We start from the raw sequence: 24,046 nt of genomic DNA on the forward strand, positions 1-24,046 counted from the left end.
CCTAGCTGGGGGTTTTCTCCATACAAAAAAAGAGGCTGTTTTCACCAGCCTCTCTTTCAAAGTTTTCTAAGGACAACCACTTAGTGGACAAATTTCAATCCAGCGTAAGTCTTCAGAATTACTCCATAGGTGGCAAGTTCCTAATCCTCTGACATTCGCTAGTGTTTTATCAGCTGCAAAAGCAGTGAGAACAAGAGATGCATGTACACTATCTTTGTGAACAGAAAAGCGTCCAGTAGTGGCGCAAGCAGGGCGATTAGATTCAGAATTTCCAGCTATCTTAAACAAAATCGCATCATTGACTGAACCAATATGGACAATCTTTCCACCTTGGCTATTTCAAACAGCGAACACTGAAGAACTAAACAATAAACCAAACAAGACCAATAAATACTTTTTCATAAATACTCTTATTAATGTGTAATGTATCTAACCAACTCGATGAACACGAATATACCCGTGAGCACAATCTCCCCTCGCATCAAACCCTATATTCACTGTCTCTTTTGATGCATAAGCCGTTAATAATCGAGAAAGTAACATTTGTCTTCTATCACTCGGTACCGTATCCGGAATAACAAAATAGTTAGGTTTACAAGTTGGGTGAGATTTAGGTTGATTCTCTAACGTTAAATATATGTAGTCGCCATCCGTATATACAAAAACACCTTTAAGAACACCAGTCATATTCGAGTTATAATTCGCAAAAGCTGTCCCGCTCGCAAATATCAATAATACCGATTGCAATACAATGAATATCCATTTCTTCATAATTTACCTACTATTTAAAAATACGTTTGTTGAAGTGCAATAAATGCCCCCTCACAACTGCCGTCTTCCGAGTGAATTCGGACCTTTTTACCCGAAATCTGCGCAGCCATAGCAACACTTAACACTTTATCGATAAACTCAGGGCTGTGACGGCTGAATGTAAAGCGGGCAATACCATTGCAATCTTTGTTTAGGTGGGTAGCACTATCATTGAAATAAATACGCAAAGAATTGTCTGTTTTAAAATCGTAAACCTTGACTCCTTTTAACGTACCAAAACCGATATCTTTTGCATTCACAACAGGCGCAAGAAAAATTAACGCCAATAAAATCATTGGAATTTTTTTCATAATTATCACTCTTTAAATTTAAGAAAGTTAATTAATTCTAATCATTAGTTTGTATTGAGAGAAATGTTTATTATTTTGGATAAACAAATATCCCTTCAATTGAACAGCTCCACCACCCTGTATGGTTTGCAATCTCTTTTTCATTATTTATCCTTGAAATAAAGAGGCTTGCTTTTACAAGCCTCTTTTTCCTTTATTGGTTGCCTAATACGTATTCCAGATCAAACACCGGTGGGTTGGCTAAGATTTCCTCACGGGTGGGACCTTCGCCTTTGATCAACCATTGTGGAACATAGGGGGTATCAAAGCTGACTGTTTGACCTGTTCGCCTGTAGTGTGCGGTTAAAAACGCGGTGGTAATTGTGTGAAACATGGCTTCACTAGCCAATAAATCCAGTGATTCCTTACCTGTCTTTCCTCCCTTTTGGCGCGGCTCAATTTCAGAATAATACTCATAGTTAGCATCTATAGACGCGATAACGGCTTTATCCAATGAGGTGTCTTCATAACCCCAACATACGGATATGATGCTATACAAAGGAAAACGAAGCCATTGATAGAAGTCTGGCCAATATTCGTTGCCGTCACACGCTTCAATTAAAATTTCATCGGTAAGAATTGGGATCACCGTTTTTATCAATTGAATTTGTCGTTGCTTGTCACTTTCACCTAACAAAAATGCATGGAATAAATCAAAAAATGCCAGTTCGATGTCGCGTATCGGTTGTCCCTCAAAACTCTGGCAAAGATCTTTGTGCTCGACTTTAAACATCTCCTGCTGCGCAGCTTGGTCATTGCACAAAATAGCGGCACTGATATCAGTTAGCCACGCCGTTAGCCTATCCTCTGAGTTGTCGAGATCACGACGTTCTATGTAGGTTTCTACCTGGAATTGCCTGTCAAATAAGTTGACATCCAGCGTTTCACCTTGATGGCGATGTATAAGCCAATGCAAACGAGCAAACTCAGAAGACTGCGCTAACATGAACATACCATGTTCAAGGGACCAGTGGTTTAAGACTGTATTTCCAATGTATTCTTTTAGCCAATATTCTGAAGTTTTAGGTGCAGAATGCTGATAATCCAACAAATGGTCGTCATTTTTTAGTCTCTTAACAATAAACTCAATCGATATCTCACTAAATTCCCGTATTAAATCAGGGCTACGAAAATTCTCGAGATGATGAGACCTTACTTTTAGATTTAACGTATCTTCGTTAGACATTTTCTATATCTTACCTTGTTCAAAATCGGTTACCTTCACGCTATCCAGCGCACCGCTGTCAGTCTTAATCTTTTGATGGACAACTTTATACTGCAACTTCCCTGCTTCCCATGCTTCCATTATCTTTTGCCGTGTTAATGCGACCTTCGGGTTAATCTGTCCAACCCTTTCCATCTCTGCCAAGATCGCTTTGGTGTACTCCGGATGACCTTGCTGATAGTTGATACCATTTACCTTTCTGGATCCCAATGTACCAGATCCACCTTTGGCTTCCAGAATGGTGATAACACCGTCCTTCTCATAGATTTGGTCAAAGCGACCAGAACCATTGCCTAAGCCCGGACCTGCCTCAAGGTTTTTACCTAGATTATTACTTTTGGCAAAACTACTTGCTGCTTTTTCACCAAGTGCTTCCGAGCTTCTGGTTACCACCCCTTTCGCTTTTGACAGCTCATCTAACTGAGTATCTGTAATGCTACCTTGCTTCTCAAGCTCTTCCAGTTCTCGCTTTCTATCTAACTTAGCCTTTCGAGACTTCACTAAATCAGAAACGGTTGGATTTCCAATCATAGTGTCGACAACATCGTTATCTCGAACTAAATCCTTTGGATATGAGACCTCGACTTTATCTCCAGTAAGTTTAATCGCATTAGCTGGTGCAACCCAGTTGCCATGTTCATTTAGTGTATAGTCGTTGTCTCGATAAAACGCCCATTTCTCTGGCGTTACATCTGATCGACCTCGTGATCTTGCTTTCACGAACGTCTTGTATTCTTCCCATCGCTCTGTTGACCATTGCTCTGGTTTCTCGTAAGCAAAATTATTTCGGTTCTTTGGTACAAACTTAGTCTCGACGCCATTGCTATAGCTACCGTTTTGCTTAACTGGATTGCCACTAGCATCCATATTGAAACTATTAGGTAAACCTGCAATAGCCTCCGCATATTGACCGTGACCACTTTCCCTCGCTATTCTTGCAACTTCGGCACAGAGCTTATCAAATGGGAGCGCTTTTAAACGTCCTAGTACAATGTTTTCGCCTAATTGAGCAGCAAGAGCCAATAGGACAACCTTAGGATCAAGTTCTTCTTCACCTCGTAACAAGGCTCCAATTTGATCTAACGTTTGAACAACTTGATATGCAGTGTAAGCAATATTTGCAACGGCTGCGGCTTTGATAAGAAACGGAATTAGGAAAAACGCATTGTGTTCAGCAGCGTTGCCACCGGCTTGCGCACCTATATTCGGATCTCCACCACCGACGAAGACTGTTATACCTGCTACTAGCTTGGAAACATTGACCCCTTTATCCATCATTTCCTTGAGTCTTTTTTCCGCATTTTGTTGGAATGCGACAGGATCAACATATTCTGTTGAATAAAGCTCTTCTAAAGTCTCCTTGGTAAAGCTCTCTGCTTGTTGTTTGACTTTGTTTGCTTCAGCTTCAATTTTAGGTCTAATGAACTCTTCCGCGACAAACTCACCAACTACACCTCCCAGAGCTCCAGAACCACAATCTGCTTGTATTTGGTCGCGATCCCCACCGTTTACAGTAGTTACCAACGCACCTAAGCCACAACCAAGTGCTGCATGTGAGATATATTTAGTAGCCGCATTAATAGGGTCTTCGCCTGTTTCATTGCCATGAGCGTCAACACCTTTGGCGGCCATACCAATTTGGTTCGCAAGGTTCTTACCGACGGTGGCTACTGCGGCCTGACCGATGGCATTAAGTGCCACTTCATCTAGGTCGCCCACATGCGTGAACCCATCTCCAGACAGCAGGCTATCAACATTTGCGGAAACAACAGAATGAAGAACTGCATTGGTTGCTTGTGTCGTCCATTTCGCAACCTCTCCTGCGTCACCAATAAAGTCTGGAACAACGTTATCAATAAACTCTGAACCTGCGACTGATTGCTCTACAGACTTATTAACATCTCCCATTAGAGAGGTATCTATATAGTCCATGACGCCGGCTGTAACCATGGTTGTTGCTAGGTTACTGAAAGACTCAGAAGAAGCCATTTCACTCAATACATCACTAGGTGATTTACCCGCAAGTAAGCCAGACATTGCCTGATTTGCCATGGCGTTCAGACCAGCGTTAAGCGCACTGTACAACGCACCTTGTAATCCTGTCGTTGTCGTGCCTGCACCTATTGTCGCTATCCCTGTCCCACCAGTTGCGGCTGCAACAGCTAGAGCAAGAATCGCCATACCCGCCGGAGTTAGACCTTTATTGTCATAATCCCATGTTTCCGCAACAGCCTTAATTTTTTGCCACTCAAGGCTCAGCTCAGGATTAGCAGTAATGGTGTCTTCCGCCGTTTGGATCCAAGACATGTCCGGAGATTTTTTGAGTAACGCTAAGGTGTTATCAAAGCTGCTTGGGTCGCCAATAACTTCGATGTTGATACCAGAGCCGGGCTCCAATACCAAACCACCTTTAGTTACGAACTGGTTGTAGTATTCATACTGCTTCGAGAAGCCTTTACCCGCATGTCTAAAGGCAAGTTGCCCTTCATAAGACTCCGTTTCATTCTTCTCGTGATTCTCTAGGTAGGCTTTGAAGTTAATCGTGTCACCTGCAAGAACTTTGGTTAGCCCTTCACTTTCTAGGTTTACAGCTTGTAGTGTAACTGGACCAAACTCCGAGCTTATGATCAGGCTATGACCAGCCTTTAGCATGGTACGAACGATATTTGCTCGGCTTTCCGATTCAGAGCTTTTTTCCGTCGTTCCGAATAAACCACTACTGCTGGCTTCAAAGGTTTTCTGGTAGCTAGAAGTATCTGTTGCTGCAACCAGAACAATGCCCATATCAGCAAGCAGTTCTAGAATGCCTTCACTTTCGATAAGTGCACCCTCGGCATATATTGCTTGCTTAGAAACGATAGAGAGTAAATCAACCGCAGAAAGCTTAGTCTGGATGTTCTTCAACGAACTGGAGGAGTCCGTCCACTTCTCACCTTGCTGGGCATGCTGTTGCCTTACTGCCTTTGGTAATAGCTGAACCGTACCGTTCGCTTTAATTTGGAGTGTACCGTCTGAATTTAAAATACCTCCTGAGACAATAATATCACCAGCACTTTGGATTTTTAGGCTATCAACACCAGTAATCGTCGATAATTGCCCTGCAAGCTCAGAAAAACCATGCTCGTAGTTGTGGCGATATACTAGTGTTTCGTTGGTAATTTTGTCAGCGAGCAACTGTGTTTCTCGACCACTTATGACTCCGGACAAGTTTTCTATCTCACCTGCGCGAATGATGAGATTTCCGTCGGCGGATACATTACCTTTGCGGTTTACAAACTCATTATAAGCGTCGATATGGGCATTGCGCTCAGCAATAACTTGACCACCATTAATGTAGAAATTGTGTGTTTTAATTATCCCAGAACGGATATCCAAAGTAGTTTCCGTTACTTTTGTTCCTAGCGTAGCTTGAGTAAGATACACAAAAGGAATCACAATCTTCTGACCCGTAGTCAGTTCCCTTATTTCGGGCCAGATCATATCTTTTGGCAGAATATTGATCTGATCTTCTGTTAGGTTTTGTCCAAATTTAACTGCTGGATTTTTCTTAAACCATTCCAACCCATTCTTGTAGAGCAAGCGGATCATACCGTTGTAGCCCTGCTCAGAATGTTGGTCGCTTAATGCTCCAGCTGAGATATAGCTTCGATTTAGCAATTGATTTAGCTGTAACCTAACAATATCTCTCTCTACATAAGGGGTACCGATAAATTTCGGTTTTTCAGGTGCTTTCGGAATAAACGTTGTAATGTCACCAACACTGATAGGAATCCACTTAACATCGGTAAACTGGCTTGCGTTATTTTGAGAGGCTTGAGTGTAAAAGTATTCAAACCCATCAAAGATATCAGGAACCGGGTAAGGGAAAATTTCTTTGTATTCATAATCATTATTGCTAGGAGCAAGCTCTAATCTTGCTGCTGCATTTAAAGAGTCCTCAAGCATCTTGACGTCTTTAGCAAACTGTATGCCCGCATAAACTGGCATACTCCATTGAGCCGCCAGCGTAACTAGCAAAACATTCGCCGTGAATTTTTGAGGGTTGCACTTCATCTTTTGAAGAGCATGTTTGAATGTATTTTTCATATGGATGCTCTCTTAGAATTTACCGTAAGTGATGTCGCCCGTTTGGATGGTACCTTCGGAATCAATGGTAGGTTTTGAAACATTTCCCGTCACATTGAACTGCCCAGCCCCCAAATAAAACAGTGCTGGCACTTGATTCGTATCATTCATGGAGAGGAGTTGCTCTGAAGTAGTCGTCCAGCGTTCCGTTCTTCGGCTTACGCACCAACCAAATACACGTCTTGAACAATAACTTTTGGAATGAGTAGTAATAGTTGTTTTTACAAGCGACTTTCTAAGTGTTAGCCCTAAATTTTCAAAGCTAGACAACGATCCATTCATTTCACCAAGGATTTCCACGTTGCCGGCCAAGTTACTAAATTTATTACCACTTATCGTTAAATTTTTCCCAACTAGTACACGTGGAACAGGCGTATTTGCTGATAGCCAATTCTCGTAAATTGTTACGTAAGACTGCACATTTGGACCTTCATATGGTTTGACGTATTTCTCACAGTTTTTTATGATGTCGTGCATATCCCAGGCTCTCATAATGTGCTCCAACCAGGCACCGGGCCGCAAAAGTTGTCTCATTGCCTCACGAACTGTAAAAAAGTTTTCATTATGTATGCGTCTTAATTCGTTTTCCTTTGCAATACATGCTGGCTCTATAGGGTTCGGCTGAAACCAAGGAACCCTGCTGGAATGTGTACGCCCAGCTATGTAATAACGTTGATTTTCAAATGTTGGTGTTTTTAATATAAAGTCTCCATTTAACACTTCAACACTTCCAGAGCCATTTTGAACCGATGTACTGGCTTCAATTTGAAGAGTATTTTCTGATGAAATAGAGACATCATTGGAAGAGTCTATAGTAGCTAGATCTTTTCGTGACGCTCGCGCTTTGTATTCGTTGATATTATTAAAGCGATCCAACCTTGGATTGGAGTTAATAACTTTTGGTGCTTTCATCGCGATATTAAACCCGAAGATGTATGCTTCGCGCTCAGTTTTAGACCAGTATCTTCTGCGATTTTCTGGGCACGGATCTGCACCGCTACCAGTAATTAATCCTGCCCCCTGACCTAAATCAACGTTGTCATTTGGTATATGAACATTACCTTGACCAAGGCCTTTATTTTTCGAATAAGATGCATGTGGCAAACAACGCCAAGGCTTATTTTGCCCGTTGAAAATCTCCGTTCCTGAAGAAAGGTAAACATTATTACCTACCAACATCCCACGATTAATATTTTTGAGTGCTAACAATGTGTTGATGTAGATGTCTTTACTCGCAAATATTTCACCACCGATATTTGAGTAGGATTCAGAATTGACATGAAACTCGCTAGCCGTTATCAATCCCTTGTTAACAATGCCTTGCTTTGCAATAATTGAAACATAATCACCCTCGATGCTCGTTTGTTTAAAAGCATCATTTGGCGAGATGTCAACGCTCCTGCCTTTTAACTTCACTGAAGATGATGAGACTAGCTGAGAGTTAAGAAGTTTTACCTGCCCGTACGAAGATACCGTAATATCCCCAAATGGAATGAGTGACTTCGCGTTGTGCTCTCCCACTATTGTGATGTCTGCTTTTGTATTCAGAATAGGTTTTTGTAAATTCGCAAAAGCCACATTGCCTGGTGCATGAATATATATACTACCTGCATTGATAGGGTGGTTGACCTGTAAGCCAAAATAATGTTCATCAGCCCCATCATTTAACTGAGACTCCAAGGAATGATAGTTAACGATGCTATCCCCAAGATTTATGTGTAGCCGGGTTTGGGAAGCTGAGTAATTTCCCCTCGAATCCATGGTGTAGCTACCACTACTAAGTTTTTTGGCTTTAGCAAATGTATTAATTTCAGCGTTTTGCAGCAAACGCTCGCTTACCAAATCTAGAACATCAGCATCAACAGCTTTTAACCCACTACCCTGTATGGTAATAACACCATTCTTTGTTGTGATTTCTTGGTGGTTATTGCTTAAAGAGCCTGCGGCGAGCGTGACTCTCCCAGCATTTTTGAAGTTACATGAATCACATACAATCCCTGAAGGGCTGACAAACAAAATGTCACTTCGTTTACCTAACACCTCGATATTACCAATCACCATCGGCTGGCTAGACAGGTTTTCAATGACAGTTATGTTAGAAGGCTCAATGAGCTTTGGGTTAATCTTCGGGTTGTTGTTGATGTAGAGCGTGTTATCTCGATTATCAAAGTGAGAGAATTTGGTTCGGCTGGTGGTCACATTTACCTGAGTTTCTGGGTAAACGTAAAACACATTTCTACCATCTGAAGTTAATTTTGCAACAGCACTTGTTACATTTATCCCAGTAACCGAGTCAGCATATGCAATGCCTGTCGGTAACAAAAGGGAAATGGCTATCGCAAAAGGGACACTCCTTAGCTTTGGCCCAACTGACTTAGTTATTTTCTTCATTATTTCCACTACTTATATTATTTTACACTATATATTTGTTAGATTTAGTCATAAAAGTTGTGAAGTTATAAGAGTTCCATAGAAATGTAAATGATAATCATAATACTTATCATTATTGAGATGGATAAATAATGCAAATTGTGAGCTCACACAAATACTTTCCATAACGTTAAAAAAAGCAAATCTCACACATTGCTCAAATACGCAATAATCAAAGTTCTCAGCTCTAACATTCCTCTTACGCTCAAACTCCGACTCATTTCATTGTTAAAAAAATGTTGGCAATGATAATTTTGTAGATTTATTTATCGCTTATTTTAATTCAATGATATTTACCAAGTTCATATAATATTCTCTGCATATATGTAACTAATAAATGCCATTAAAAATAAATTATTTTAATTATCCTTTTCAATATAAGATTAAATAAAAAGGAGAAACAAAATAATGAAAAAACTGAATGGCTTGTTATGCTGTATTCTTTCTTCCTCAGTTTATGCAGGAAGCTACAACATCATCATTGATAATATAAGTAACTCACCTATTTATGGTGCATTTCAATCAGAGATTATGGATAATATATCCGCTGACTCTCAAAACGGCACTATATACTCAGGGGAAAGTCACCATTATCTCCCTGAGGATGATTTTTTCTCTTCAACCACAGTAAATATAAAACCTGGGGACATCATTAATAAAGTGGGTGTGTTCGATCATGTAACGCAGAGCTATATCCTATGCGATGAAAACGTGATCTATTCTGGAGAAACGCAATACGTTTACAATGGTGCCGATTGCGTTAAGCAAGAAAACAAAATCGTTTGGATTGAGCATGTTCCAGGAGAAATCAACCAACTTGTTCGCGCCAATGCAGATGGAACGAATACCCAAGTCTTTGCACAGCGCGAAGGCTTAACCACCGTTACCTATAACGATGGCAAAATCTACACTCGCATATCGGGCTTTAATGAGAACGGTATCGGTGTTTATGATTTGGATGGCACGTATCTTGGCAATCAAATCCAATTGACGGTAAGAGGTTTGGGGAATACCGCTGTAGACCCTATCAACAATTGGATTTACAACAGTACTGAATTGATGGATGTAATTGTAAGAAATGACTTGTTTGGGGACGGCTCTGATAGCAATGAGAGCAGCCATGTCATTTACGATCCGGTTCAAGAAGGCTGCATGGCAGACTGCATTCCTATGGGGTTAGGTATCAGCGAAAAAACACACTCCTTGTTTTTTGGTGTGGGTGGAACTGATACGTATCCTGCCCAGTTATTTCGTTCGGAGTTAGGCGAGCACACGAGTGTGAATCGCACCCTGTTAGCAAACGAAAAATCAGGAATCATCGCCGGAACGTATTTTGGCATAATGAACATCGTGGTAGACGAGTTCAATCAAAAGGTATATTGGAATACTGCAAAAGCGGTACAGAGAGCAAACTTCGATGGCTCTAACTTAGAAACTCTGTATTTAGATGAAAGCCATGATGGAAACCTATTTGCATTGGGGCTATCAGAAGATTCGAAGTATTTATTTTGGTCAAATCTAAACAATATTCATCGCTTAGATTTACAAAGCAATGAAGAAAATACCATTATTCACTCAGGTAAATATCGTATTCTTGGGCTATCAGCATACTGATTATCCGCCTAAGTTATAATTACACGATGAATATATAAGTACCTATATTAGAACCTGACTACTTAGCTAGTCAGGTTTTATTTATCGCGCTCCAAACTTTACTCAATATCAAAACACAAATTGAAATGACGTGGTATTTAGATACAATTCACCTGCTTTTAATAAACAAGCGGACAAATTGCGATTTGGAGAATTAGGTAAGCACTGAGTTTCAAGAGCAATACCGCTGTGAATATTGTATGCCTCCTCTTTTCCTATCGTGCCTGCAAGATAGTTTCCGCTGTACACTTGAATCGCTTCTTGGTTCGTCGAAATATTCAACGCTACTGCGGAATCAGAAGATATTAATGAACACGCCTTTGTCAGAGTTGGCTGTTCTTGATTAGCGCTTTCAATTGAGCCATTAAGAATAAAAGAATGATCGTATCCTCCAACTCTTTGTTGATGTTCATCCAGTAACAAATCCTGTTTTATGCGCTTCACGGTATGAAAATCAAAGCCCGTGCCGATCACACTCAACGGTTCCAATTCTGGAATACCTTCTGCATTAACGGGTAGGTATTCATCGGCATGAACATTTAACTTGTGGTTAAGGATGTCGCCCTGCCCATCCAGATTGAAGTAGGCGTGGTTAGTTAGGTTAACAATCGTGTCGCCATTAGAGCGCGCCGAATACTCGATGAGCAACCGATTATCTTCACTCAGCTCATATTTTGCTTTTACCTGTATCTGAGCGGGAAAGCCCTGATCGCCATCGGCAGACACCAGCGATAGCACAACGCACTGGCTGTTGTGATCATCAATTTGCCAACGCCTTTTATCGAACCCTTCTGTACCGCCATGCAAACTATGCGGTGCTTGGTTTTGCGAAACTTGGTATTCCGTATCATTCAGTGTAAAGCGTCCATTTTCGATACGATTTGCATAGCGCCCTACGCTAGCGCCAAAGTACGCAGTCTGGCGATAGAAATCATCCATGTTGTTTACGCCTAAAACCACGTCCCGAGTACCACTTTCTAGGGGTAAAACACAGGTTAACCATGTTGCTCCAATGTCCATCACAGACACCGACATGCCTTGTGAATTGGTCAATGTGACCACCTTGGGTGGCTTGCCGTCTCTTGCTATTCCTTTCATAGCGCAATGACCGACGTACCAGACTCAGCGGAGCATACGTGCAGCTCGGCATGAAGTCCGAATTTATTGAAGTAACTGGGGATCACGTCTTTTTGAATAAGTGGAATCACTTCTTTAGGGGCAAGTGCTACCACACAGCCACCAAAGCCTCCGCCCGTCATTCTTACGCCGCCAGTGCTCCCTATCAAATCGTCGATTTTTGCCACCAAGTAATCAATTTCTGGAATGGTGATTTCAAAATCTTCTTTCATCGAGCGATGAGATTCACGCATCAATGCAGACAGTGCTTCGACGTTACGTTGTTTCAACGCCAAACTGGCGGATACCGTTCTTTCATTTTCAGTGATCACGTGCTTTGCTCTGCGATAAACCACGTCGCTTAGCTGATCTTTAGCAGCGTACAATTGCTGCTCTGACACGTTTCTCAAAGCGGGGACATCGAAAAATTTTGCGGCTTCTTCACATTGTTGACGTCGCGTGTTGTATTCACTGTCTACCAAACCACGCTTCTTGTTGGAATTGATGATTAGAACCCCCAATTCGTCTGGCAGCGAGATTGGCAACGTTTCTAATGTCCGACAATCGATAAGCAGTGCACTGCCCTCTTTGCCCTTTGCTGAAATCAATTGATCCATAATGCCGCAATTACAGCCTACAAACTGGTTTTCAGCTTCTTGTCCGTTAAGCGCGATGTCTTGTTCGTCTATATCAAGATCGTAGATCTCAGACACGGTTTTACCAATCGCGACCTCCAGTGACGCAGAAGAACTCAACCCTGTACCTTGGGGGATGTTGCCTGAAATCACCAGATCTGCCCCCTGAAATACGTACCCACGATGGCGTAAATGCAGTACAACGCCACGAATGTAGTTCGACCACATTTTATTTGGCTCATTTAATATCGGTTCTGCGATATTGAACTCGTCGTATTCGCTGCCATAATCCAACGCAACGACTCTTATTAAGTTGTCTTCGCGCTTTTTGGCGGCCACAACCGTTTGATAGTTGATGGCACATGGCAACACGAAACCGTCATTATAATCGGTGTGTTCACCTATCAGGTTTACTCGCCCGGGCGCTTGTATTAGGTGGCTAGGTTCTTGCTCAAACGCATTGATAAACGAATGTTGTACGTGTTTCACCAGTTCGTTCATGTTTTCTCTCCGAATCATTTTACCAAGTGATATCAAGCCTGCTTGTAATGCACATCACTCAGCGCAGATAACTTTTCTGCCGCTTGTTCTGGCGTTAGATCTCGCTGATATTCTGCGAGCATTTCGTACCCCACCATGAATTTTCGTACGCTGGCACTGCGTAATAGCGGTGGGTAAAAATGTGCGTGTAATTGCCAATGATCAATGTCGCGTTCGTCTTTAAAGTACGGAGCAAAGTGCCATCCCATCGAATAGGGAAACGAGCATTGAAATAGATTGTCGTATCGAGTGGTTAAGGCTTTAAGTGCTTTGGCAAGATCTTCCCTTTGCGCGCCGTTCAGCTCAGCAAAACGCTGTGCTTTAAACTTCGGGAGCAATAATGTTTCGAATGGCCAAGATGCCCAATAAGGAACAACGGCAATCCAGCTTTCTGTTTCGACAACAACACGCTCTTGCAATGCTTGCTCCCTCATTGCGTAATCCAACAGTAAATTACTGCCATGAGAATCACGGTATTCCCATAACAACCCATCTTTACGTGCAATTTCATTCGGTAAAAAACTGTTCGCCCAAATCTGACCATGTGGATGAGGCTGCGAACACCCCATCATTTCACCTTTATTTTCGAAAGCTTGTACCCAAAGGTATTCTTTACCGAGTTCTGTCACTTGAGCGTCCCAAGTGTTTACCACTTCCGTAATTTGACTCACACTCAATTCAGGCAGTGTTTTGCTATGGTCGGGAGAAAAACAAATCACTCGACTAAGCCCATTAGCCGCACCACTTTGAAAAAGCGGATCGTCCGATTTTTCTGGTGAAGGCGAATCAGGCATGAGTGCTGCGAAATCGTTTTGGAACACAAAACACCCTTTGTAATCTGGGTTCACTTCTCCTGACACCCGCGTATTCGTTGGGCATAAAAAACAGTTGCCTTGATAGCTTTCCTCGCTACCCAGTTCAATTTCATCACTTTGCCCACTCCATGGGCGTTTTGCTCGGTGTGGAGAAACCAATATCCATTGCCCTGTTAATGGGTTGTATCGTCTGTGAGGGTGCTCCTTGGGGTCAAATTGACCTAAATTCATTGCTTAATTCCTTGTGTATACGTTTACAATTTATTTTAAAATTCTTTTCATCCAGAGGTTAAATCCAAGATTGAGCGCTGATTCAGCCGTTCATATTTGGCTTCAACGTGATCTGGTAATGGTATGAATGATCCGTAAGTAGAAATTCTGAATGGACACTTGGCGTCCATGAATCATCGCCGCCAACACCCATGTGGGCTCCGTCTACGTTCACATACATCAACCCCGTTTCGACCAATTCATTGGTGTGTTTTACTTGCCCAACGTGTTGGGGGTTGTATTGGGACATATTCAAATGAATCGGTTGTGAAATCGGTGCACTAAGCGTGAAATCACCAATGGTCGCTCTGGTCACATCACACCTCAGCCCTGCTTCAGTCGGGAATATATAAGGGGTGAACCAATCTCTGGCGGCTAATTGATAATGCCCTATGTGTGCCGAAAGTTGTCGGTCGGGGTAATTTTCATGCGGTCCTCGCCCAAACCAATCGACAGACTGATCGCTGTCTGAAAGCGCAAAAATCAAACCGACTCTAGGTAGAGAAGGCAGCCCAGAAGCCACTTCGACTTTTACACTTACTTCCAGTTCGCCGGAGAACTTTACGTGATAAACCCAGCGCGTTTTGATCAAGCAAGATGTTTTATGGCGGTGAGAAAAATCCGCTTCAATTTGCACGTATTCCCCCATGTGTGTGGCGTTGAAGCGGGTGCAGTTTTGTGTCATATCCCATAAGCCAGTGCTTTTCCAGCGAGCAGCCCAAGAGTTGGGATCAACATGATTTGCTTCGCTAGTTCCGATGTCGTTGTCCAAAGGTGCGCGATAAAAACAGTCTTTAGGTGGCTCTGCCATTACGTTCTGACCGTTCACTAACCACTGTGCGATAAGCCCGGTTTTCTTGTCGAATCGAACGCTGAATTCCTGCCCTACTATTTCTATTTGGTTAGCCATCACATTGAATTGGACGTCGCCATTTTTCTCAGGGGTTTCGCTATTTTCAAGCGCTTCGCTATTAACTAGGGTTTCACTATCAATAAGACTTTTACTGCTTTCGAGCGACGTTATTGTCGGTACATTCAGTTGCTCACTGGCTACTTCAAAACCAGCATCCGCCCATGCCTGATCGTTACTTAGCACTACGTGCAAGTTAAGGTAACGTTGTGCTTTCGCCTGAGTTGGCAAGTGATGTTCAGACAACACAACCGATTCTTTTTGGTTAGGGGCGGTATCTAACGGCAACTGCCCAAGCTCAACGAGGTTATCTCCTTCAAGGAGCTGCCAATGCAGGGTGAACTTTGCATCCGATGGAAACAAATGTTCATTGGATACATTAATCCGCAAATTCTGAGCACCAACTAGTGAGAACTGGAAAAACTGCTGCGCTTTTTTCACCTCTATCAATGTTGGATGAGGGGTTCTGTCTGGGAAAATCAGCCCATTAATGCAAAATTGCCTGTCGTTAATACGGTCGCCAAAATCGCCACCATATGCCCAATAGGTAGTTCCGTTATCGTCTGTTTTTGTCAGCCCTTGATCGACCCAATCCCAAATAAAGCCGCCCTGTAACCTTGGGTACTCTCGAAAGGTTTTCCAATACTTATCAAAACTGCCTAAGCTATTTCCCATGGCGTGCGCGTATTCGCACAAAATGAGTGGGCGCGATTCATTCGGTAGGGAAATCCATTTTTTGATGCCGTATTTGTTGACCTTTTCAGGATCTTGACCAAATACCACATCGCTTTCAACACGCGAATACATAGGCACAATGATGTCGGTCGCCGCCGTATCTGCACCACCACCTTCATATTGAACAGGACGAGTCGTATCTGCATTTTTTATCCATTGATACATAACGTGGTGGTTGCCACCAATCCCAGATTCATTCCCCAAAGACCATATGATCACGCTCGGGTGATTTTTGTCTCGTTCTACCATCCGTGACGCGCGCCTCATGTAGGCAGGAAGCCAAGAAACATCGTCTGAAAGCCGGCACATTGGAAACTGACCATGAGATTCGATATTGGCTTCATCCACAACGTAGAGCCCGTATTGGTCGCATAACTCATACCAATAGGGATGATTCGGATAATGAGCGGTTCTGACTGCGTTAAAGTTGTTTTGCTTTAATAAAAGAACATCCTCCAGCATACTTTCTTTCGAGACTGCATGCCCAAACTCAGGGTGATGCTCGTGCCTGTTTACACCGCGAATCAATAAGGGCTGCCCATTCAACCGAAGCAGTCCATCAATAATATCGACTTGGCGAAATCCGACAGCATATGCTTCGCAATCGAGTAAATTCTCCGCGTCATCAAACAAAGAAACCACACACCGATAAAGGTACGGCGATTCTGAGCTCCATTTATTAGGGTGACTAATTTGAATACTGTGATGCGTCCTGTCGTTCCAACCGCCTTTTTCATCAACCAATACTTCTCCTGTATTGGCAAAGTCGGACTCCATTACGCTTTTTCCTTCAGAATCATAAAGCGCGATACGTGTTTTTAGCTCAGACACATTACCGCATACGTGAGTTCTGACCTTCAACAGCGCATGACAATAAGACGCATCCAGTTCGGTTTGAATGGCGACATCTTCGATTCGTTGTTTTGGTTTTTTGAGCAAATAAACATCTCGGAAGATGCCGCTCAACCACCACATGTCTTGATCTTCAAGATAGCTTCCATCCGACCACCGCATAACCATAACCGTGATTTGATTCGAACCTAATTCAATGTGTTCGCTCAAATCGAACTCTGCAAGCAGTCGGCTGTCTTGCGAATACCCAACCCACTTGCCATTACACCAGAGGTGAAAAGCAGAATTGACACCATCAAATACCAAACGAATCTGCTGTTCTAAATCTCGCTCATCGAGCATAAAATCACGGCGATACACACCTGTCGGGTTTTCACTGGGAACGTAAGGCGGGTTGTCATCGAATGGGTATTTTACGTTCGTGTAAATTGGAAAATCATAACCTTGCAATTGCCAATTACTGGGGACGGCAATCGTGTCCCAACTAGAATCGTTAAAGTGGTGTTCAACACAATGTGCTTCGACCAATTCAGGCTGGGAAAATAACTTGAATGACCAAGAACCATTAAGATAGGTGCGTGCACCATCACCACCTAACACAGCGTTTTTGTGTTCAGAATAGGCGTGCAACGGGGCATGGGCTTTAAGAACATTGTGATGTGTAATGTTCTGATTTTCCCATTCGCGAGCCATTAGAATCTCCGCAAACTGTCTCATGGTATCGCCTTCAATATAAGACCTTGTTAAACATAAGATCTTGTTAGAAATTAGAAAAGAATGCCGCAGCCCTACACTGCGGCAAATCAAACCGATTTACTTAAAGGTTCTTTGGCGCGCTTTTTCAAGACGCTTTAAGATCTTGTCTAGGCGTTCAGGGTGAACCATGAATTCTTGGAACCCTTTCATCCCTTCTTTCGCCATTGCAGGATCGGTATCTCGGTCATAAAACTGTGCGGTGCCCGACGCGCTGCCTAACATTGCAACGCCTTTGTTCAAGAACGGATCGTCTTTCACTTTGGCATTTTTGTTGGTCGGAATTTGAAGAATGCTGTCGTTAATCAATGATTGAATTTCAGGAGTAGCAACAAACGCTAGGAATTTGCGTGCTTCTTCTTTGTTTTTTGCTTTACTCGGAATATGAATGGTATCCATAGGTGCGTCTTCTGCCATCCCTACGGATGAGTCAATCACAGGGAATTGGAAGAAGCCCATTTTTCCATCCATTTCTGGTGGGAAGTTTGGCGTAATGAAGTTACCGATGAGATACATAGCGGCTTGCCCGTTGTAAAGGAAAGGCTGTGCTTCTTGCCAAGAATAGGACGCGTGATTTTCCAAAAAGTAGCCTGGCTCAACCAATTCAGCCCATTTCGCGAAGGTTTTCTTCACACGCTCATCGGTATAAGGTACTTTTCCATCCATTAATTGAATGTGGAAATCCAAGCCATTGGTACGAAGGTTCAAGTAGTCAAACCAACCTGCGGCTGTCCACAAATATTTGGTGCCAATAGCAAAAGGAGCCACATCATTCGCTTTCAGTTTCGCGGCGGCGGATTTTAGGTCGTCCCACGTTTTAGGCTCTGCAATCCCAAATTTTTCAAACAGATCTTTACGATAGTAAACGCCCCATTGGTAATAGGTATAAGGCACACCGTATTTTTTCCCGTTCACCGACATGGCAGGTGCAGCGGAAGAAAAATCTTCGTTCATGCCATTCTGTGCCCACAGATCACTTACGTCTTCCAGCAATCCACGATCCACAAATGTTTTCATACGGTTACCCGCAAACCAGAACACAACATCTGGTGGCGACGTGACCAACCAATTACGAATCGTCGTTTTGTACGATTCGTGGTCATAGAGGTTATATTTAACCTCTACATCCGGATTTGCCTTTTGAAAGCGTGCAACTACTTCATCCCATGCTTTCTTTGGCGCAGCATCCGATGCATTTGAGTTAATCACTAGCGTACCTGCAACCGCAGTACTGGCTATTGAGGCAGCGAGCATCACAGAAGTCGCAATGTGTTTCACGTAGTTCATAATAAGGTCCTTGTTGTTGAGCGGTGCTCTTTGTGGTCCAAAATAGGATTATTATTGTTTTACTTTCGCCAAATCCGTTGAAAATCTAATGCCTTAGTTTCGATGCGATTATCCTTTTGTCGCCCCGAGCGTCAGCCCAGCAATAAAGTGGCGTTGCATCGTAAAAAATAGAACAACTGGTGGTATTGCAGCGACAACGGCACCAGCAGAAATGAACTGCCAAGAAGCCAACCACTGACCACGCAGCGCACTTAGCCCTGCCGTCACCGGCCTTACTTCGTCGCTTTGTACTAGCACCAGAGCCCAGAAAAAGTCATTCCAAATAAAAGTGAATACCAATACTGAAAGTGCCGCCAGTGCTGGTCTTACGAGTGGTAACACGACGTGCCAGAAAATTCGCCATTCGCTCACCCCTTCAACACGTGCCGCTTCGATCAACGCATCAGGGATTCCGACAATAAAATTGCGCATGAATAAGGTGCAAAACCCTGCCTGAAACGCGATATGAAACAAAATCAATGCAGAACGCGTATCGTACAAGCCAAAGGTAATAGTTAGGTCGCGCACAGGAATCATTAGGATTTGAAATGGAACAAAGTTTCCAGCAATGAAGGTAGCGAATATCCAGATATTGGCTTTGAAGTTAAACTTTGCGAGGGCATAACCACCCAAAGTAGACAAGGCGACAGCACCAGCAACCGCGGGTAAAGTAATCATAAGGCTGTTAAGCAGGTATTGTCCCATTGGGGTTGAAGTGAATACTTGCGAATAATTTTCGAAAAATTGTATCTCGCTAGGAATACCCCAGTAGTTTCCTTTGTTGATGTCTTCAATGGATCGAACAGACGTCATCATCACGGCAATAAGAGGAAGCAGCCACATCAAAATCGATATAGGCAAGGCAACACGGTAGCTAATATTGGTAAAGCGCCCGGCTTTTTGAATTGGTTGTGGGTACATTATTTTTCACTCCTCAACATGCGCCACAAGAAGTAAGCGATATAAACGTCCATGATTAAGAACAGAACAACCGATACCGATGCCCCATAACCCATTCGATAATTGAAGATCGACTCTTCATACATTTGATACGCAAGCACTGATGAACTGCCCCAAGGGCCACCTGCAGTCATGGTCGCCACTAAGTCGAAAGAACGAAGCGCACCAATAACCGTAACAACAATGGCAATGAAGGTGGCTGGTCTTAACTGGGGAAGAACGACATACCAAAGCATTCGCCATTTTTTTGCACCATCCAAACGTGCTGCTTCAATTTGTTCAGGATCGAGGTTATTCAGCCCAGTGAGATATAAGATCATGCAATACGACACCTGAGGCCATAAACCAGCCGCAATAATGCCGTAGGTGACATAATCTTCATCCGATAAAATAGCAATAGGTTCGATACCTATGCTTGATAAAGCGATGTTAAATAGTCCAAATGTCGGATCGTAAAACCACGCAAACACCAGCCCAACCACGACTTGTGAAATGACAAACGGAAAAAAGAATAAAGATTTTACAACCCGAATGCCTTTAACCTGCTGATTGAGGAAAAGCGCAATCGCCAGCCCTGCGGGGGGCGCTATCATGAAAAAGATCAGCCATAAAAAGTTATTTTTTAAAGAGGTATAAAAGGCTTCAGATTCAAAAAGCTCTACATAGTTGTCCAACCCAACCCACGTTTTTTCGCCCAATCCATCCCACTCAAAAAAACTCAACCAAATACTGTCTATGATCGGGTAAATCACGTAAACCAGAAAAATCGCCATTGCTGGTAACAAAAATAACCACGGTGTATATCGCCGAAGTGTACTTCTTTTCCTCTTTGCTGAAGGCATCCCGTTTCTGGGGTATATCGTTTTCACAGATTGTTCCATTTTCATGCATTCCTTTTCAATTTTCGCTCAAATCGCTTTGAATCTAAGTAGAAGCGATTTGCGAAAAAATGCTGCCTCTTACCTGTGGGTATTATCAATATAGGATCATCGGCGTAATTTTGCACAGTATAAAACTCAAAATGTAAACGTTTCCACAAAATTCATCAAAACGTGGTCTTTTTAGTTGATCACGATCAACTATTATTAACAAGTCGCTAACAAAAAAAGCTCGTTCACGTATTTTAAATTTTAATTATTTCTATTTGCTTGTACTTGGGAGTCCAACATGGCAGACATCACTCTACAAAACGTCATAAAAGAATATGGCGATATAAGAACGATTCACGGCGTAGACTTAGAGATCAATAATGGTGAGTTTGTCGTTTTTGTTGGTCCTTCCGGTTGTGGGAAGTCGACTCTACTCAGGTTAATCGCAGGGCTTGAGGAAATTACCGATGGAACCATTGAAATAGAAAACGAAATTGTTAACGACGTAGATCCTGCTGAGCGTGGAGTCGCCATGGTTTTCCAATCGTACGCGCTCTACCCCCATATGACCGTTGAAGAAAATATGGGCTTTGGATTAAAAATGACAGGGCACTCTAAAGAAAAGGTTGAGAAACAAGTCTCTATTGCGGCGAAAACATTGCAACTGGACCCATTGCTTAAGCGTAAACCGAAAGAACTTTCGGGTGGGCAAAGACAAAGGGTAGCCATTGGTCGAGCCATAGTACGTAACCCAAAAGTGTTCTTGTTTGACGAGCCTTTATCTAACCTTGATGCAGAACTACGAGTGGAAATGCGCCTTCAGATTGCTAAGTTACACCAAGAGTTACAAAACACCATGGTGTACGTAACGCATGACCAAGTAGAAGCCATGACACTAGCCGATAAAATAGTGGTGTTGCGCGCTGGCAATGTTGAGCAAGTTGGAACACCGCTCGATTTATATCATTACCCCGTAAACGAATTTGTCGCTGGCTTTATCGGCTCACCAAAGATGAATTTCATCTCAACGCAGTTAATTTCATATTCAGCTCAAACCCTCTCTTTAAAAGCCCCCAACGATTCAATAATAACCATACCTTATAAAAACGAATTGTCTGCCAACCCCGGGGATTCACTCACGCTAGGAATAAGACCTGAACATCTATTGATTGGAGAAGAAAGTGATATTCAATTCCAATTCGATAGCGAGGTAGTAGAAAGACTTGGAAACAGTACTTATATGTTTGGGCAATCATTGGGCGTCGATGGATTTACAGTGCATTCACCGGGTGATCAAGATGTTAGCAAGTACCAGTCGCTAACTCTTGGGTGCCAAGCTCAAGATATTCATCTGTTTTATAAAAACGGTCAAAACGTAACGATTAAATAACCAATCTGGGAGGATTTTCCTCCCAATTCCATTCCAAACCAATGTAAAAAATTGTTTCAGACATTTCTTTAAACTCACACAATCCACCAATATTTTTTCTCACTTTTGATGCTTGTGAAATAAGCTCATTTTTGACGTGATCAATATCACAGTTATGTATTATGCAACCTAGAAAAAGCTCATAGATAGTTTTATTAGTATGGCATAATCCGCCGGATATTAACTCGGTATTCATAAAACTAATAATACATAACACTGAGTGAACTTACGTTTGTCGGAATTTATTTCCGTGAATAGCTCTATTTTCGACTAACAATAAATTTACGTACCAACGTGTGAGGGTAGCTATGCGATTAGGTTTTAAAGCACGAATAAATATGAGTGTTGTCTTGCTGGTAGCGGTATCTCTGTCAATTTTGGCAACCATTAGCATCATTAACCTCAAAAGCGAAATGATTGCTGGGCTTCAAAATGCCACCCAGCAAAAACTGAACAGTCATGTAAAAGAAATTGAAACCGAGATGGAATCGAAAATTCGAACCATCCATCAAGGGGCTTTACATTTCAGTAAGGATTTAAGCGATCAAGAAAACATAGACCGAGTTCTTCTTCTCTCTGAAACATCTTTGATCTCAGCGATAATGATTGCCTACACAGACGGCCGTAACTACATGTCTGATGACGGTGGTATTAAAGAGGTCACCGACCGCTACCTAACCCGCCCTTGGTTTACCGATACGGTGCAGAGCAGAAAAACCATCACCAGTGATATTTATCAAGACATCATCACCAAAAAACAAGTCATGAGCATTTCAGCACCGGTTTATCAAAACGGTGAATTAATTGCTGTGCTGATCGGTGACGTAAATCTGGATGGCATTGTTAACCAAGTGGGTTCTATGCGATTTGCTGGTGGTGCTGCAACCTTGTCTGATCGTAACCACAAATTTTTTGCGAGTGATGACCCTACCGATATTGGCAGAACACCCTCTCAAGTTAGCCCTACTTTCCAAGTGATCGAAAATGGCTTCCGCTCTGGTCAAAATGGTTTGGTTCAATTCCCTTACTTGGGTATCGACTTTGATGGCTACTTCCAACGCATAAAAATCGATAACGACAACTTCTGGACTCTTATGGTCTTCGTAGACCAGAGTACCGCATTATCTGATGTCAACGACGCGGTGAAAGCATCGATCTTTGTTGGGCTGCTGCTTCTAGCCATCTCAACGATCATTATCTTCTTCGTAATTAACCAGTTGTTCCGACCATTAGATCACTTGAAAGCCGCTGTATTGGATCTTTCAAATGGTAATGGCGACCTAACAGCACGCCTTAAGGTCGACCAAAATGACGACTTAGGCCAAATATCACAAGGCTTCAATAAGTTTGTCTCTAACCTTCAAAACATGATTGGCGAGATTACTCAATCTAGTGCTCAAATTTCTGAAGGTATCCGAACACTCACCACATCGGCTAATCAGAACGAGCAAATGCTGCTTTCGCATTCGGCTGAAACCGAACAAGTGGTTACTTCTATTACTGAAATGAGTGAAAGTGCGCGTTCCGTAGCTGAAAGTGTGCAGCAGTCTTCTCAAGTTACCGTTTCCACCGCTTCTGAAGCACACAATTCAAAAGCCGTGGTTAACAATGCTGTTCAAACGGTTCGCTCTTTGGTGGACGAAGTGGAAGAAATGGCTGAGCGCATTCAAGTAATGAATACTGATGCCAACCAAATCAGTGCGGTTCTTTCCGTCATTGGTGACATTTCTGAGCAAACAAACCTTCTTGCGCTTAATGCTGCGATTGAAGCCGCGCGTGCAGGCGAACAAGGTAGAGGCTTTGCTGTTGTAGCGGATGAAGTTCGTGCTCTCGCAGCTCGAACACAAAACAGCACAACAGAAATTTCTGACATGCTAACACGCCTGCTGGATGGCACCGACAAAGTCGTGAACGCGATGGAGACAACAAAAGAACGCTGTAAGATCACAGCAGAGAAAACATCTGAAGTATCTGGCAGCTTGGATATTGTCTCTAACTCAGTAAATCAGATTGACGACATCAGTAGTCAGATTGCGACGGCGACAGAAGAACAAAGCGCCGTATCCGATGAAATTTCACGCAACATGCTTGCCATTAGAGATATCGTCGAGTCGCTTGTTTCGAGCGGTCAAAACACGGTATCGGTGACACAGTCACTCTCAAAATCCAACGCCCATCTAGAACATCTAGTCGGACAATTTAAAGTTCAATAAACAAAAGGGCATCAGAAATGATGCCCTTTC

Annotated in this window: 15 protein-coding genes; 3 read left to right on the forward strand and 12 right to left on the reverse strand. The window is 42.7% G+C overall.

The features are described from left to right. Positions 1 to 429: 429 nt before the first annotated feature. From VPNCDNU1_RS17570 to VPNCDNU1_RS17590, 5 genes are all read right to left on the reverse strand, one after another. Positions 430 to 771: a hypothetical protein gene (locus VPNCDNU1_RS17570; protein WP_104401524.1), complete on the reverse strand. Its 342-nt coding sequence runs from the start codon at positions 769 to 771 to the stop codon at positions 430 to 432. 14 nt (positions 772 to 785) lie between these two features. Then, positions 786 to 1,121, reverse strand: a complete 336-nt coding sequence (locus VPNCDNU1_RS17575) for a hypothetical protein (RefSeq protein WP_104401525.1) — start codon at positions 1,119 to 1,121, stop codon at positions 786 to 788. A 193-nt stretch (positions 1,122 to 1,314) separates the two neighbouring features. After that, complete coding sequence (locus VPNCDNU1_RS17580) at positions 1,315 to 2,346, reverse strand: Imm49 family immunity protein (RefSeq protein WP_104401526.1); 1,032 nt, start codon at positions 2,344 to 2,346, stop codon at positions 1,315 to 1,317. 3 nt (positions 2,347 to 2,349) lie between these two features. Then, complete coding sequence (locus tag VPNCDNU1_RS17585) at positions 2,350 to 6,471, reverse strand: DUF637 domain-containing protein (RefSeq protein WP_104401527.1); 4,122 nt, start codon at positions 6,469 to 6,471, stop codon at positions 2,350 to 2,352. A 12-nt stretch (positions 6,472 to 6,483) separates the two neighbouring features. Beyond that, positions 6,484 to 8,901, reverse strand: a complete 2,418-nt coding sequence (locus tag VPNCDNU1_RS17590) for a two-partner secretion domain-containing protein (RefSeq protein ID WP_104401528.1) — start codon at positions 8,899 to 8,901, stop codon at positions 6,484 to 6,486. Between the two features lie 447 nt (positions 8,902 to 9,348). Between VPNCDNU1_RS17590 and VPNCDNU1_RS17595 the strand changes: the two genes are divergently transcribed. Beyond that, positions 9,349 to 10,554 carry a hypothetical protein gene (locus VPNCDNU1_RS17595; RefSeq protein ID WP_104401529.1) on the forward strand — a complete coding sequence of 402 codons (1,206 nt, stop codon included), beginning with the start codon at positions 9,349 to 9,351 and terminating at the stop codon, positions 10,552 to 10,554. A 108-nt stretch (positions 10,555 to 10,662) separates the two neighbouring features. Here VPNCDNU1_RS17595 and VPNCDNU1_RS17600 read toward each other — a convergent pair whose 3' ends face one another. The 7 genes from VPNCDNU1_RS17600 to VPNCDNU1_RS17630 all read right to left on the reverse strand — a co-directional run bounded on the left by VPNCDNU1_RS17600 (position 10,663) and on the right by VPNCDNU1_RS17630 (position 20,386). Continuing rightward, positions 10,663 to 11,691, reverse strand: a complete 1,029-nt coding sequence (locus VPNCDNU1_RS17600) for a galactose-1-epimerase (RefSeq protein ID WP_104401530.1) — start codon at positions 11,689 to 11,691, stop codon at positions 10,663 to 10,665. Beyond that, positions 11,688 to 12,845 carry a galactokinase gene (gene galK / locus VPNCDNU1_RS17605; RefSeq protein ID WP_104401531.1) on the reverse strand — a complete coding sequence of 386 codons (1,158 nt, stop codon included), beginning with the start codon at positions 12,843 to 12,845 and terminating at the stop codon, positions 11,688 to 11,690. The genes VPNCDNU1_RS17600 and galK overlap by 4 nt, the downstream gene beginning before the upstream one ends. Positions 12,846 to 12,877: 32 nt before the next feature. Then, positions 12,878 to 13,930 (reverse strand): UDP-glucose--hexose-1-phosphate uridylyltransferase, encoded by a 1,053-nt coding sequence (locus VPNCDNU1_RS17610; protein WP_104401532.1) that lies wholly within the window; start codon positions 13,928 to 13,930, stop codon positions 12,878 to 12,880. Between the two features lie 82 nt (positions 13,931 to 14,012). Further along, on the reverse strand, positions 14,013 to 17,183 hold the full coding sequence (locus VPNCDNU1_RS17615; protein ID WP_104401533.1) for a beta-galactosidase: 3,171 nt from the start codon (positions 17,181 to 17,183) through the stop codon (positions 14,013 to 14,015). Positions 17,184 to 17,279: 96 nt separating this feature from the next. Further along, positions 17,280 to 18,506 (reverse strand): ABC transporter substrate-binding protein, encoded by a 1,227-nt coding sequence (locus VPNCDNU1_RS17620; protein ID WP_104401534.1) that lies wholly within the window; start codon positions 18,504 to 18,506, stop codon positions 17,280 to 17,282. Between the two features lie 108 nt (positions 18,507 to 18,614). Beyond that, entirely contained in the window at positions 18,615 to 19,466 is an 852-nt protein-coding gene (locus tag VPNCDNU1_RS17625; protein WP_104401535.1) for a carbohydrate ABC transporter permease, read from the reverse strand. Beyond that, positions 19,466 to 20,386, reverse strand: coding sequence for a carbohydrate ABC transporter permease (locus VPNCDNU1_RS17630; RefSeq protein WP_104401536.1), 921 nt, complete (start codon positions 20,384 to 20,386; stop codon positions 19,466 to 19,468). The genes VPNCDNU1_RS17625 and VPNCDNU1_RS17630 overlap by 1 nt, the downstream gene beginning before the upstream one ends. A 286-nt stretch (positions 20,387 to 20,672) precedes the next feature. Between VPNCDNU1_RS17630 and VPNCDNU1_RS17635 the strand changes: the two genes are divergently transcribed. Continuing rightward, on the forward strand, positions 20,673 to 21,764 hold the full coding sequence (locus VPNCDNU1_RS17635; RefSeq protein ID WP_104401537.1) for an ABC transporter ATP-binding protein: 1,092 nt from the start codon (positions 20,673 to 20,675) through the stop codon (positions 21,762 to 21,764). 347 nt (positions 21,765 to 22,111) lie between these two features. After that, complete coding sequence (locus VPNCDNU1_RS17645) at positions 22,112 to 24,016, forward strand: methyl-accepting chemotaxis protein (protein ID WP_104401539.1); 1,905 nt, start codon at positions 22,112 to 22,114, stop codon at positions 24,014 to 24,016. Positions 24,017 to 24,046: the final 30 nt, after the last annotated feature.

The organism is Vibrio penaeicida (assembly GCF_002933855.1).
In the GTDB taxonomy this organism is placed as follows: Bacteria; Pseudomonadota; Gammaproteobacteria; order Enterobacterales; family Vibrionaceae; genus Vibrio; species Vibrio penaeicida_A.

Coding starts and splice junctions, on each gene's coding strand:
- VPNCDNU1_RS17625 (WP_104401535.1), bottom strand. CDS start 19,466: ATGTACCCACAACCAATTCAAAAAGCCGGGCGCTTTACCAATATTAGC.
- VPNCDNU1_RS17590 (WP_104401528.1), bottom strand. CDS start 8,901: ATGAAGAAAATAACTAAGTCAGTTGGGCCAAAGCTAAGGAGTGTCCCT.
- VPNCDNU1_RS17585 (WP_104401527.1), bottom strand. CDS start 6,471: ATGAAAAATACATTCAAACATGCTCTTCAAAAGATGAAGTGCAACCCT.
- VPNCDNU1_RS17620 (WP_104401534.1), bottom strand. CDS start 18,506: ATGAACTACGTGAAACACATTGCGACTTCTGTGATGCTCGCTGCCTCA.
- VPNCDNU1_RS17610 (WP_104401532.1), bottom strand. CDS start 13,930: ATGAATTTAGGTCAATTTGACCCCAAGGAGCACCCTCACAGACGATAC.
- VPNCDNU1_RS17635 (WP_104401537.1), top strand. CDS start 20,673: ATGGCAGACATCACTCTACAAAACGTCATAAAAGAATATGGCGATATA.
- VPNCDNU1_RS17600 (WP_104401530.1), bottom strand. CDS start 11,691: ATGAAAGGAATAGCAAGAGACGGCAAGCCACCCAAGGTGGTCACATTG.
- VPNCDNU1_RS17615 (WP_104401533.1), bottom strand. CDS start 17,183: ATGAGACAGTTTGCGGAGATTCTAATGGCTCGCGAATGGGAAAATCAG.
- VPNCDNU1_RS17645 (WP_104401539.1), top strand. CDS start 22,112: ATGCGATTAGGTTTTAAAGCACGAATAAATATGAGTGTTGTCTTGCTG.
- VPNCDNU1_RS17570 (WP_104401524.1), bottom strand. CDS start 771: ATGAAGAAATGGATATTCATTGTATTGCAATCGGTATTATTGATATTT.
- VPNCDNU1_RS17595 (WP_104401529.1), top strand. CDS start 9,349: ATGAAAAAACTGAATGGCTTGTTATGCTGTATTCTTTCTTCCTCAGTT.
- galK (WP_104401531.1), bottom strand. CDS start 12,845: ATGAACGAACTGGTGAAACACGTACAACATTCGTTTATCAATGCGTTT.
- VPNCDNU1_RS17580 (WP_104401526.1), bottom strand. CDS start 2,346: ATGTCTAACGAAGATACGTTAAATCTAAAAGTAAGGTCTCATCATCTC.
- VPNCDNU1_RS17630 (WP_104401536.1), bottom strand. CDS start 20,386: ATGGAACAATCTGTGAAAACGATATACCCCAGAAACGGGATGCCTTCA.
- VPNCDNU1_RS17575 (WP_104401525.1), bottom strand. CDS start 1,121: ATGAAAAAAATTCCAATGATTTTATTGGCGTTAATTTTTCTTGCGCCT.